This is a genomic window from Novosphingobium ovatum, assembly GCF_009909235.1.
GTDB lineage: Bacteria > Pseudomonadota > Alphaproteobacteria > Sphingomonadales > Sphingomonadaceae > Novosphingobium > Novosphingobium ovatum.
This window is the reverse complement of the sequence record NZ_JAAAPO010000008.1, coordinates 21589-33160: the sequence shown is the minus strand read 5'-3', so window position 1 is coordinate 33160 and position 11572 is coordinate 21589. Positions and strand designations below refer to the sequence as shown.

The following is an 11572-nucleotide window of genomic DNA, read 5'->3' as shown; positions in this document are numbered from 1 at the left end:
TTTTCGGCATTTACAGATCGGGCAAAACTCGCTCAATTCCGCCCCGCTTTTCGAGGCGATTCAAAAATTTTCAGTTTTCACCGAAGCCAGGGGTTTCCTAATGAACAAGAACGAACTGATCGGCGCCGTTGCCGAGGCCAGCGGCCTGACCCGCAACGATGCTACCAAGGCTGTGGAAGGCGTGTTTGACGCCATCACCGCCGCTCTGAAGGCCGGCGACGAAGTGCGCCTGGTCGGCTTCGGCACCTTCTCGGTGGCCAAGCGCAAGGCTTCGACCGGCCGCAACCCGCGCACCGGCGAACCGATGCCGATCAAGGCTTCGGCTCAGCCCAAGTTCAAGGCCGGCAAGGGCCTGAAGGACGCCGTCAACTAAGAGCGTCTCTGTCCTGATCCATGGGTCGCCACGCCTCGCGGCCCATCAGGATGAAAAAAGCGCCGCGGTGGGGATGCCCACCCGGCGCTTTTTCTGTGCCTGTGCGGCGTGCGTGCGGGGGAGGGCGGACCTCCCCCGGCGGCTGTCAGTCAAACACGCGCGCGGCCGCCGCGTACAGTGCGATGGCCGCAGCGTTGGATACGTTCAGGCTTTCCATCTGTTCGTGGATGGGCAGGCGGGCCAGCGCGTCGCAATGCTGGGTGATATTGTGGCGCATGCCATCGCCCTCAGCGCCCAGCACCAGCGCGACAGGGCCCGCCGGCAGCGCCTCGGCCAGCGTCGATTGCGCTTCGCCCGCCAGGCCGATCCGCCAATAGCCCGCTTCGGCGATTTCCTCCAGCGCGCGGGCCAGATTGACCACCCGCACCCATGGCAGGATCTCCAGCGCGCCCGATGCCGATTTGGCCAGCGTGCCCGATTCGGGCGGCGCATGACGATCCTGCGTCACAATCGCGCAGGCATTGAACGCCGCCGCCGAGCGCATGATCGCGCCGACATTGTGCGGGTCGGTCACCTGATCCAGCACGATGATCGGGCGTTCGGGATCGCTATCCAGCACGTCGTCCAGAAAGACATCGTCCAGCGGATCGCATTCCAGCACCAGCCCCTGATGCGGCGCATCGCGCGCGACCAGACGCGCCAGATCCACGGCCTGCGCATATTCGACCGTAAAATCAGCGGGCAAATCGCCACAAAGATTCGCAATCGCCTCGCGTGTTGCCCACAATTTTCGGTGTGAGCGATTCGGATTCATCAATGCCGCTTCGACCGCATGGTGTCCCCACAGCCGAACCGCGCCCTTGCCGGCCCGGCCCGAGCCGCGCCCGCCCTGCATGCGACCAGCGCGCCCACGCAGCGCTTTTCCGCGGCGTCCTGCGGGTTCGCGCCCTTCCGACTCGTCGCCATGCCTGCTCATTGCATTTCCTTTCACGAAAAATTTTCTGGCCTTTGCCAATCAGAGTGTTGACAGGCAAGGCCAAGATGCTCATAGGCGCGGTCCTCGGCTGAACGGCCCCACACAAACGGGGCCATTCGGGGGGAGACCCCCAAGCTTGAATGCCTCGCAAGAGGCCTGACGGTGTGGACAGGTGGCCGAGTGGTTAATGGCAGCAGACTGTAAATCTGCCCGCGTGAGCGTACGCTAGTTCGAATCTAGCCCTGTCCACCACCGTTTCCTTGTTTCTTCGGAAACATCAGCAACTTACTCCTCTGATTTGATAAGGTTTCCCGAAAGGGAGCCCTTGCTGGGCGCGATTGCCGCTTGTGGGCGGGCGCCGCTGCGCACAGGCGCAAAACGCCGCGTACAACGCGTGGAGCGTGCCTGGTGTGGGTGCCTTGACCGGCGCGCAGGCCTGAGCAGGCCTGAGCGGGTCTCTATCCGGTCAGAAACGCGACCCCACCGGCAAGGTGACATATCCGGGTTGGGCGTGTGGTCTGACACAGGGCGCCCGTTGCCGGTCTGGTGCGAAGCGCGCGGCAGACGTTCTTGGGGAGCGATGCCCGGTGGGACTGGACGCGCCGCCAGCCTCGCGCCTATGAGCGCGCCGCAACAGCAGGAAATGAGGCAAATGGCGATCAAGTTGACACTTACCGAAGACGAGGCCGAAATGATCGTGGATGCCTTGGAAGCGGATATGGAAGGCTATCTGGAATCCGCGAAAGAGGCGCGGGGCAACAGCAATCGCGAGGACGTCAAGACCTTCGGGGAAGCGGCCGAGCGTATCGGCGGCCTGATCAACAAGCTGCGCGCATTGCTGGATTGAACGGTCAGGGATGCTGCGCAACAGCACAGGCTTTGCGCAGCGTTCCAAAGGCGCCTATTTCGCGCGCCATATGCCTTTGTCTGCCATCGCACCGCCTGCGATGCCCTGGGACGATCGGTAGATCCGGCGTTTGGGCTGCGGCGTTTGCCTCCTTTGGTGAGGCGTCCAGACCTTGCCCCGCGATGCGGTCAGCTCAGGCGATAGCCGATGCCCGGTTCGTTGCGGATGCGCTTTGGCTCGGAGGGGTTGTCCTCCACCTTCAGGCGCAGCGCCCGGATGGTCACGCGCAGATATTCCACGTCATGGCTGTGCGCCTTGCCCCAGACCTGCTCCAAAAGGGCGCTGTGGGTCAGGATGCGCCCGCCCGCTGTGATCAGGGCGCGCAGCAAGGCATATTCCTTGGGCGTCAGCGCCACTGACCGGCCGGCCACGGTCACTTCATGGCGGCCAAGGTCCATGCGAAAGGGGCCGTGCTCCAGCATGTCGGGCTGAACTGTGGCGGGGCCATGACGGCGCAGCGCCACCCGCAGCCGCGCCAGCAATTCGTCACCGTCGAATGGTTTGGTCACATAATCCACCGCGCCCAGATCCAGCGCCGCCACTTTTTCATCCACTTCGCTGCGGGCCGACAGGACGATGACCGGGATGGCGGCATGGGCGTTGATGGCGGCCAGTATTTCCAGCCCGTCACGGTCGGGCAGGCCCAGATCCAGCAGGATGGCGTCGATCCCGCCCGCGCTCAGCGCCGCCAGCGCTTTGCGCCCGTCAGCCGCGGTCAGTACCTGATGCCCCTCGCGCCGCAGGATCACCTCCAGCAGGCGCAGGATGGCGGGTTCATCGTCGATGCACAGGATGCGGCTCATGCCGGCTCTCCGTCTTCAGGGGCGCCGCAGACGGGCAGCGACAGGACAAAGCGCGCGCCGCCGTGTGGAGCGGCCTCGATCCATACGGTGATGTCCATCGCCTCTGCAAAGCCTTTGACGATGGCCAGCCCCAAGCCGCTACCCGCCTTGCGGTCGGAGCCTTTGATCTGGCGAAAGCGTTCAAAGATGCGCTGACGATCGGCCGGGGGGACGCCCGGGCCATCATCGTCAACCATCAACCACAATCTACCCTCACGCTGCGCCGCCGAGACCGTCACACAGGTTTTGGCGTGACGCAGCGCGTTGTCGATCAGATTGGTCATCACATGGTGCAACAGCACCGGATCAGCCATCACAAACGGCAGGTCGGGGGCGATGGCGCGGTGCAAGGCGATCCCGGCGGGCATGGGCCAGCCCTCGCATACTGCCGCGAGCACATCCACCACGTCCAGACTGTCACGGCAGGCGTGGAGCGAACCGTCCTCGATTCGGGCCAGGCCGATCAGATCGGTCATCGTGCGATCCAGCCGGCGCGCGGCCAGCAAGGCGTCGTGAGCCTCTGGATTGTGCGCGGCCAACAGTTCCAGCCGCCCGCCGATCACCGTCAGCGGTGTGCGGAAATCATGCGCCAACGAGGCCAGCAGTGTCCGGCGCAGGCGGTCGCGGGCGTCGACCATCTCGCGCTCGCGGCGCTCTGCTTCCAGACAGGCGCGATCACGGCATTGGCCCAGCAACAGGCACAATTGGCGCATCTGGCCTAATTCGGCAGGCGTGCGGATGCGGCCATCGGCGGGCCGGGCAAAGGCGGCCACCGCATTGTCCGCTCGGCTGCGCGCGGCCAGCGGGACAAAGGTCCATTCGGCAGGGGTCATGGTTTCGGTGCCATGGCCGGTGATATCGCCATTGTGGATGGCCCAAGCCGCCGCCGACAGGTCCAGTGAGGGGAAGGCCGCATCGCCGCGCGTCAGATCGCTTTCGTCCAGCAGCCGGACATCGCCATAGCGCGCGCCGACAAAACCCAGCCCGCGCCCCAGCGCCTCGTCAGGAGGGCCGCCAGCCAGCAGGTTGGCCAGCGTGGCGGCCTCCTCGCTGGCGTGGGCGCGCTCGTTGGCTTCGGCTTCGCGGCGCATCAGGCGGGTGGCCAGACGGCTGGTGACCACCGCCACCAGCCCCAGCACGATCACGCTGATCAGATTGTCCAGCTCATGCACCCGAAAGGAATAGCGCGGCTCCAGCAGAAAGAAGTTGTAGGCAGCCGCCCCCGCCAGCGCCGCGCTCAGCCCCGGCCATACCCCGCCGCGGGTGGCCGCCAACAGCACCGGCAGCAGGAACAGCAACGCGCAGGACGCCAGCCCCAGCACCGGCAACAGCGTCGCGGTCAGCCAAGCGACGGCGGCGACCGCCAGCAAGGCCTCGATCATCAGGGCGGGGGTGCGGGTCATGGGGCGACTATAGCTCGATCTGGCTGCCCAGTTCGACCACCCTGTTGGGGGGGATGGCGAAATAGGCGGTGGGGTCGGCGGCGTTGCGGTGCAGGAAGGTATACAGCACTGTCACCCAGCGCGGCAGATAGGGCTTTGTGGCAAAGCGGATCGCACTGCGTCCCACAAAGAACGAGGTGCCCCCCGGTCCAGCCAGCAGCCCTTCGCTGCGGGCCAGATCGCTCGGCACGTCCACCTTGTCCATATAGCCATAGCGCAGATGGGCGCGCACAAAATTGTCGTCGATCCGCTCCAGCACCAGACGGTCGGCCGGTTCCACCCAGGGGCGGGGGCGTGTTTCGATCCGCAGCAGGATCGAGGTACGGTGCAGCGCCTTGTTATGCTTGAGATTGTGCAGCAAAGCGGCGGGCGCGATGTCCAGATTTTGCGTCAGGAACACCGCCGTGCCTTCGATCCGTACCGGCGGGCGGGTGGCCAGCGCCCGGGCGATGTCGCGCATGTCCACGCCCAATGCGCTCGTGCGTTCCTGTGTCGCGCGGCGGCCTCGCAGCCATGCCACCATTACCAGCCCCATCAGCCCGGCCACTACCAGCGGCACCCAGCCGCCCTCGGTCACGCGCAGAATGTTCGCGCCGAAAAAGAACAGGTCAAGCGCCAGAAAGGGGGCGATCAGCACCGCCGCCCAGATCGGCTGCCATCGCCAGTGCCGCCACGCGATGACATAGGCAAGGCAGGTGGTGACCACCATCGTGCCTGTCACCGCGATGCCATAGGCCGCCGCCATCGACGAACTGTCGCGGAAACCAAAGACCAGCACCACCACGCCAAACAGCAACAGCCAGTTGACGCCGGGCATATAGATCTGGCCGATCTGTTGCGCCGACGTCTGGCGCAGGTCCATGCGTGGCAACAGGCCCAGCGCGATGGCTTGGTGGGTCAGCGAATAGGCTCCGGTGATCACCGCCTGACTGGCGATGATCGTGGCCAGCGTGGCGATCAGCACCAGCGGCGCGCGCCATGCATCAGGCACCATCAGGAAAAACCAGTCGGCATTGGCCAGCGTGTGGCCTTGGGCCGAGGCGGCGTCCAGCGCGCCCAGCGCCAATGCGCCCTGACCCAGATAGTTCAGTGTCAAAGCCGGCCACACCAGCACCAGCCAGCCCAGCTGGATCGGCTGGCGGCCGAAATGGCCCATGTCGGCGATCAACGCTTCGGCGCCGGTGACCGTCAGGAACACCGCGCCCAGCACAAACAGCCCCACCGCCCCGTGCGAGAGCAGGAAGTCAACGGCCTGCAACGGGTTGAACGCGGCCAGAATGGCGGGGTGTTGCGCGATTTGCCACAGGCCGCTCGCCGCCAGCACGGCAAACCACAACAGGCATACCGGGCCAAACAGCGCCGCCACGCCCGCCGTGCCGCGCGCCTGAAACGCGAACAGCCCCAGCAGGATCGCCAGCGTGATGCCCAGAATGACCGGCTGTGTCATCCCGCCCACGCCCGGAATGGTGCGCAGCCCCTCTACCGCCGAGAGTACGGAAAGCGCGGGAGTGATGATCGCGTCGCCATAGAACAGCGCTGCCCCGCTCGCGCCCAGCAGGGTGACGATCACCCATGTCCCGCCCGTTGCCCGGCGCGCCAGCGCCATCAGCGAAAGCACGCCGCCTTCGCCATTGTTGTCCATGCGCGTCAGAAAGGCGACATATTTGACGCTCACGACAATGATCAGCGCCCATAGCGCCAGCGACAGCACGCCCAGAATTTCCGCTCGGGAGATGCCCTCGGCGCTGGTCTGGGCCAAGGCCTCGCGCAGGGCGTACAGGGGGCTGGTGCCGATATCGCCATACACCACCCCGATCGCGCCCAGCGTCCGGATGCGCAGCGAGGTGGTGTCGACATGGCTGTGTGTCTGCATGACAAAAGTCCTTCCGTGATGCAGTCGGCCATCGCGCCAAGGGGCATTAATGCGCCATGCGAATTGTCGCCCCGGCGCGTAAGAAACGCGTAAAGCCGGATGGGTGGTCTTGTGTCATTTGCGGCGTACAGCGGCCGTTCAGGCTGTCTGGCGTGAATGGGCCAAGCCGGACGGGACTGTGGCGATTTGCCCCTTGTCGGGCGGATCATGGCGTTTATGCCGTGATCAGGATGTTTCTGTTTGGGGGTAAGGTATGACTCGCAAAATGATGCTTGTGTTGGCGGCCGGGTTGTCGCTGGGCGCGGCGGTGCCGGTGATGGCGCAGTCTGTGCCCAGCATCAACGCCGACTCCGCCCATGTTGAACCGGTGTTGACGCCGGTTGACTTTGGCTCGGTGGTTGCCGGTCAGCAGGTCGTGCGCGACCTGGTGATGATGAACGACGGCAAGGGGCCGCTGGTTATTTCCAATATCTCGACCGGGTGCGCCTGCATCAAGGTGCAATTCACCCGCGAACCGATCATGCCCGGTCGCAAGTTCACATTGCGCTTCACGTTTGATTCGACCGGCCGTGGCGGCCCGCTGCAACGGACGGTGACGATGGGGACCAATGCGCCAACGCCCACCTATATCACGCTGGTTGGTCAGGTTTCCTATGGCTCGGCCGAGCCGCGGATGTAAGCGACACGGGGTGGCTGTGGCACCATCCGCAAAAGCGGAGTGCTACAGCCGCAACCGCACCTCGGCAAAGACCGAGCGGGTGACATAGACCTGCGGCGTGGGCACCTGGGTATAGTTGAACTCGACCCGGTGTTCGTCCAGCAGGTCGGCCCCTACCAGCGAAAGTTCCCAATTGGGGCGCGGCCGCCATGTGGCGCGCAGGTCCACCTTGGCATAGGCGCCGCGCGTGCCATCGCGCGACTGGCTGACCCGGTGGACATAGGTGCTCAGCGACAAGCGTTCGTTCAACTCCATCGTGCTGGAAAACCGCCATTGCCCCGGCGAGGACAGGCCGGTTGGCACCATTTCCAGCGTCGTGGTCATGGCCCCCGGATCAAAGGCCGATGTCAGGTCCAGCCACGCATAGGACAGTTCCACCTTCCACCACGGGCGGATGTGGCCCGCCAGTTGCAGTTCAAACCCGCGCGCGCGCGCCTTGGCCCGGTTGCCATAGACGAAAGAGACATTCGCCCCCACCGGCACCGGCCCGGCCGGCGTGTTGACCATATAGGCCGAACTGTCGATCAGGTTCAGCGTCGAAACGCCTTCATAGCGGTCCTCGAACAAGGTGAGGTCATAGGTCCAGCCAGGCGCGATCGTGCCGCGCAGGCCCGCCTCGATCGCGGTCATGCGTTCGCTGTCGACATCGGGGGTGCCAGCCACGCGCGTCTGGTAAAAGCCGCGCGGCGCGCCCGGCGCGGGCGACACCAGCAGGCCATAGTCATAGCGCATGCCGCGCATGATCAGCAAAGGGCTGCGCACGCTGCGCGTAACCGAGCCCCATGCCGCATGGGTGGGCGACAGGCGCCAGAACAGGCGGGCGTTGGGCTGCCAACTGCTTTTGGCGAAATTGGACGCGTCGAATTTGGTGCCCAGCGTCAGCCGCAGCCGGTCGGCGATCAACCAGATGTCATCCTGGCCATAGGCGGTCAATTGCCGGTCGACCGCCGTTGGCGTGGACAGCGTCGAATGCGGGCCTGCGTGGCCGAATTCGCGGATGATCCGCCCCGAAACGCCCAGATTGAATTCATGCGTGGCGTTGGCGCGCCAGTGGCTTTCCACACTGGCGTCGTACAATTGGCGGGCAATGCGGCCGCCCCATTCGTCGCGCATCAGATAGTTGTAATAGCCCTGTGCCGTCACATCCAGATCGTCTGACAAGGCGTGCCGCCAGCGCGCCAGCAGGTGATGCGAGGCGAACTGGTTGTCGAGCGGGGTCACGATGGTTTTGGGCACATAGGGCGAGGGGGCGGCGTTGACGAAGACGTCACCGAATTGCCCCGCCGAATATTCGCCCACCACCACCACCGCGTCGCGGTTCGACGGCGCGATGTCCAGCCGCAGCCCCCCCAATCCGCCCTGCCAATCGACATGGAACGGGTGCGTGCCGATGAAATCGGTCGATATGGCGTGGCGATAGGTGCCATAGGCCCGCAGGAACGCCTTGTCCGACAGGGCGCGGCCATAACCTGCCTCGACACGTTGTTGCAGCGGGCCCACCTGCGCGGTGCTGCGCCAGCCTTGCGTGTCGACGCTTTGCCGGGTGATGATGTTGATCACCCCATTGGCCGAATTGCCGCCCCATAGCGCGCTGCCGGGGCCACGGATGACCTCGATCCGTTCGATGTCCTGCAAGGGGAAGATCGCCTGATCCCAGAAGATTCCCGATACCGAGCTGCCGTAGATCGCCGCGCCATCGACCATCACCAGAATGTTCCCGGCATAGCGCGAGGAAAAACCCCGCGCCGAAACCGCCGAGCCTGATCCCTGCACGTCGGACACCTCAAGGCCGGGGACCATGCGCAACACATCGGTCAGGTTGCGCGCGGCCGAATGGGCGATCTGCTCTTGTGTGATGACGTAGATCGCTGCTGCGGTGTCGGCGATGCGTTGCGGCTTTTTGGCGGCGGTTGTCACCTCCTGCGCCAACAGTTCCTCCAGCGAGAGGCTGCGCAGATCGGGCGCGGTTGGCCCGTCGGCGGCAACGGTAGGGTCCGGAACGGCGGCGGGCTGAACGGCAAGCGCGCCCAAACCGGCACCGAAAAGAAGTAATGTCGATACCATGCGGTCTCTGCAAAATAGAAATGGGGGATGCCGAGGAGGCTATACGCCGCCCGCCCTAAGCCTCCGGCCAGCCCGGCCTAGGGGCTATCGCAAGGAAGTATGGTTAACGCAGCGGGGGCGTGCCTGTGGTAATTGCGGGAAAGCGTATGACGCGACTGCGAAGGGCGCTTGTGGGTTTTGCGCATAGCGCCTAGAGGATCGTCATGGCCGGAGAAATTTCAGACAATCGCGGGCGTGGCACGGCATCGTGGCACTGGCCCGCTGTTCACCCCGAAGCACGTAAATTCGCAGCGGTCAGCGCCGTTGCCTGCGTGTTGAGCGCAATCATGGGATGGAGCCTGCTGGCATGGCCGCTGGGCATCCTGACCTATGGCATTTGCGCCTTCTTTCGTGACCCTCAGCGCGTCACTCCGCGCGGCGACCGCTTGGTCGTGGCGCCCGCGGATGGTTTGATCACCCTGATTGAAAAGGTGATCCCCCCGCGCGAACTGGTGATGGATGATGGCAGCGGCACGGCTGGACTGGGCACCACCCCCGTCACGCGAATCTCGATTTTCATGAGCGTGTTCGACGTGCATATCAACCGTTCGCCGATCGCGGGCACGGTGACGCGGGTGATCTATATCCCCGGCAAGTTCATGAATGCCGATCTGGACAAGGCGAGCGAAGAGAACGAGCGCCAGCACATTTTGGTCGATCGCGGCAATGGCGTGATGGTCGGCTTTACCCAGATCGCCGGGCTGGTGGCGCGCCGCATCGTGCCGTTCGTCAAGCCGGGCGACATTATCGGTGCGGGGCAGCGCATTGGCCTGATCCGTTTCGGCAGCCGCGTTGACGTCTATCTGCCCGAAGATACTGAACCGATGGTTGTTCTGGGCCAGCGTACCGTGGCGGGTGAAACCGTTTTGGCCGAAATCGGTCAGGCGCCCATGATCGAGGGTGTCGCGCAGTGACCGATCCCGCGCCGCAACAGCCTGAAACCTCTGACGAGGCCGTGTTCGAGGCGGCGTCGCATCATGACGCGGCGCGCGGCGCGCGGCGGTTCGGGCGAGGGCGGCTGTCTGGCGGCGTGTTGCCGGGCGGTTTGACGCTGCGGGCATTGGTGCCCAACGCGATCACCGCGGCCGCGCTCGCTTCGGGGTTGACGGGGATCCGGTTCGCGGTGACCGCCGCTTCTGGCGGGACGGTTGCCGTTCCCGCGCAGGGAATCGGGGCCAGCCTGCCGCTGGATGACTGGCAAAAGGCTGTGCTGGCGGTGATTTTGGCCGGGTTGCTGGATGGCATTGATGGCCGGATCGCCCGGTTGCTCAAGGCGCAGTCGCGATTCGGTGCCGAGTTGGACAGCCTGTCGGACGCGATCTCTTTTGGCGTTGCCCCTTCGTTGATCCTGTTCCTGTGGTCGCTGCAACAGGCACCGCGTCTGGGCTGGTTTGCGGCGCTGGCTTTTGCCATCTGCTGCGCCTTGCGTCTGGCGCGTTTCAACGCCCGCATCGATATGCCTGATCAGCCGCACAAATCCGCCGGTTTTCTGACCGGCGTACCCGCGCCGGTGGGGGCGGGGCTGGCCTTTCTGCCGATGTATGTGTGGTTTGTCACTGGCAACGATCTGTTCCGCGAACCGGGACTGGTGGGCGGATGGCTGGTGCTCAATGCGTTCCTGATGATTTCCAGCGTGGCCACGTTCAGCTGGAATTCGCTGCGGCCGCGTCGCAATGTCCGGTTGGAGCTGATCGCGCTGTTCGCGCTGGTGTTTGCCGCGCTGTTGTCGGAACCGTGGCTGACGTTGGCGGGCATTTGCGCTGTCTATCTGGCGATGATTCCGTTTGGCATCATCGCCTATGCCAAGGCGAAGCGTCGCGGGGCCTAACCCGCCGAGGTGAGCATCGTCAGGCCGCGGCGCGTTGTGCGCCGTGTGCCGTGACCTCACCCTTTACCGTGCCATCATGGCCAAAGCATGGGCGCAGGATCTGCGCCCCGCCGCGGGGGCCAGCGCCCATCGGCGTCTGCCGTTCGACATAGGTCACGCGCACCTGCACCGGACGTTCACACTCAACCATTTGTGCCTGCAGTGACTGCCACGCGCGGCCAAAGCGGCGCAGGCTGTGCGTCAGGCTGGCGACGACCAGCAGGGCGGTGGTGGCAATCAGCGCGTTGATCACGATACCCAGCATGCGACGTCCCCTTTTTGTTCGATCCAGTAGAAAGCCGTATACAGCCTGTGGAAAAGCTGAGATATTGCCTCTGCATCCGCTTTGGATCGACCTGACAGGAACAATGTTCTCTTTTTGTTCCCGCCCTGTCAAGCGGCAAATTGCAACTTTTCCTGGTCTGCTGCGTCAAATGCGCATGCCGCCCATCAGCGCTATCGGCTAATTCC

11 protein-coding genes and 1 tRNA gene are annotated in these 11572 nt (G+C 64.6%); 6 read left to right on the top strand and 6 right to left on the bottom strand.

Going from position 1 to position 11572, the window contains the following annotated elements; genetic code table 11:
- Nucleotides 1–100 precede the first annotated feature (100 nt).
- Nucleotides 101–373, top strand: coding sequence for an HU family DNA-binding protein (locus GTZ99_RS15905; RefSeq protein ID WP_161720672.1), 273 nt, complete (start codon nucleotides 101–103; stop codon nucleotides 371–373).
- A gap of 145 nt (nucleotides 374–518) precedes the next feature.
- Here the strand turns inward: GTZ99_RS15905 and rlmB are convergent, their stop codons facing one another.
- Nucleotides 519–1349, bottom strand: a complete 831-nt coding sequence (gene rlmB / locus GTZ99_RS15900) for a 23S rRNA (guanosine(2251)-2'-O)-methyltransferase RlmB (RefSeq protein WP_161720670.1) — start codon at nucleotides 1347–1349, stop codon at nucleotides 519–521.
- Between the two features lie 166 nt (nucleotides 1350–1515).
- Between rlmB and GTZ99_RS15895 the strand changes: the two genes are divergently transcribed.
- Nucleotides 1516–1601, top strand: a tRNA-Tyr gene (locus GTZ99_RS15895).
- Between the two features lie 400 nt (nucleotides 1602–2001).
- Nucleotides 2002–2196: a hypothetical protein gene (locus tag GTZ99_RS15890; protein WP_161720668.1), complete on the top strand. Its 195-nt coding sequence runs from the start codon at nucleotides 2002–2004 to the stop codon at nucleotides 2194–2196.
- A 188-nt stretch (nucleotides 2197–2384) separates the two neighbouring features.
- Here GTZ99_RS15890 and GTZ99_RS15885 read toward each other — a convergent pair whose 3' ends face one another.
- From GTZ99_RS15885 to GTZ99_RS15875, 3 genes are read right to left on the bottom strand one after another with little or no spacing between them, the layout of a single operon-like run.
- Nucleotides 2385–3059, bottom strand: a complete 675-nt coding sequence (locus tag GTZ99_RS15885; RefSeq protein ID WP_161720666.1) for a response regulator transcription factor — start codon at nucleotides 3057–3059, stop codon at nucleotides 2385–2387.
- On the bottom strand, nucleotides 3056–4501 hold the full coding sequence (locus tag GTZ99_RS15880) for a sensor histidine kinase (RefSeq protein ID WP_161720664.1): 1446 nt from the start codon (nucleotides 4499–4501) through the stop codon (nucleotides 3056–3058). The genes GTZ99_RS15885 and GTZ99_RS15880 overlap by 4 nt, the downstream gene beginning before the upstream one ends.
- Before the next feature lie 7 nt (nucleotides 4502–4508).
- Complete coding sequence (locus GTZ99_RS15875; RefSeq protein WP_161720662.1) at nucleotides 4509–6413, bottom strand: potassium transporter Kup; 1905 nt, start codon at nucleotides 6411–6413, stop codon at nucleotides 4509–4511.
- A 253-nt stretch (nucleotides 6414–6666) separates the two neighbouring features.
- Between GTZ99_RS15875 and GTZ99_RS15870 the strand changes: the two genes are divergently transcribed.
- Nucleotides 6667–7092: a DUF1573 domain-containing protein gene (locus tag GTZ99_RS15870; protein WP_161720660.1), complete on the top strand. Its 426-nt coding sequence runs from the start codon at nucleotides 6667–6669 to the stop codon at nucleotides 7090–7092.
- A gap of 42 nt (nucleotides 7093–7134) precedes the next feature.
- Here GTZ99_RS15870 and GTZ99_RS15865 read toward each other — a convergent pair whose 3' ends face one another.
- Nucleotides 7135–9195, bottom strand: a complete 2061-nt coding sequence (locus tag GTZ99_RS15865; protein ID WP_161720658.1) for a TonB-dependent receptor plug domain-containing protein — start codon at nucleotides 9193–9195, stop codon at nucleotides 7135–7137.
- Between the two features lie 203 nt (nucleotides 9196–9398).
- Here GTZ99_RS15865 and GTZ99_RS15860 point away from each other — a divergent pair, with 203 nt between their 5' ends.
- A complete protein-coding gene (locus GTZ99_RS15860) occupies nucleotides 9399–10148 on the top strand; it encodes a phosphatidylserine decarboxylase (protein ID WP_161720656.1) in 750 nt (249 codons plus the stop codon).
- 104 nt (nucleotides 10149–10252) lie between these two features.
- Nucleotides 10253–11062, top strand: coding sequence for a CDP-alcohol phosphatidyltransferase family protein (locus tag GTZ99_RS15855; protein ID WP_201742584.1), 810 nt, complete (start codon nucleotides 10253–10255; stop codon nucleotides 11060–11062).
- A 19-nt stretch (nucleotides 11063–11081) separates the two neighbouring features.
- On the opposite strand, the gene GTZ99_RS15850 is transcribed toward GTZ99_RS15855, so the two are convergent.
- Nucleotides 11082–11366, bottom strand: a complete 285-nt coding sequence (locus GTZ99_RS15850) for a hypothetical protein (protein ID WP_161720652.1) — start codon at nucleotides 11364–11366, stop codon at nucleotides 11082–11084.
- Between the last annotated feature and the right edge of the window lie 206 nt (nucleotides 11367–11572).

Coding starts and splice junctions, on each gene's coding strand:
- GTZ99_RS15905 (WP_161720672.1), top strand. CDS start 101: ATGAACAAGAACGAACTGATCGGCGCCGTTGCCGAGGCCAGCGGCCTG.
- rlmB (WP_161720670.1), bottom strand. CDS start 1,349: ATGAGCAGGCATGGCGACGAGTCGGAAGGGCGCGAACCCGCAGGACGC.
- GTZ99_RS15890 (WP_161720668.1), top strand. CDS start 2,002: ATGGCGATCAAGTTGACACTTACCGAAGACGAGGCCGAAATGATCGTG.
- GTZ99_RS15885 (WP_161720666.1), bottom strand. CDS start 3,059: ATGAGCCGCATCCTGTGCATCGACGATGAACCCGCCATCCTGCGCCTG.
- GTZ99_RS15880 (WP_161720664.1), bottom strand. CDS start 4,501: ATGACCCGCACCCCCGCCCTGATGATCGAGGCCTTGCTGGCGGTCGCC.
- GTZ99_RS15875 (WP_161720662.1), bottom strand. CDS start 6,413: ATGCAGACACACAGCCATGTCGACACCACCTCGCTGCGCATCCGGACG.
- GTZ99_RS15870 (WP_161720660.1), top strand. CDS start 6,667: ATGACTCGCAAAATGATGCTTGTGTTGGCGGCCGGGTTGTCGCTGGGC.
- GTZ99_RS15865 (WP_161720658.1), bottom strand. CDS start 9,195: ATGGTATCGACATTACTTCTTTTCGGTGCCGGTTTGGGCGCGCTTGCC.
- GTZ99_RS15860 (WP_161720656.1), top strand. CDS start 9,399: ATGGCCGGAGAAATTTCAGACAATCGCGGGCGTGGCACGGCATCGTGG.
- GTZ99_RS15850 (WP_161720652.1), bottom strand. CDS start 11,366: ATGCTGGGTATCGTGATCAACGCGCTGATTGCCACCACCGCCCTGCTG.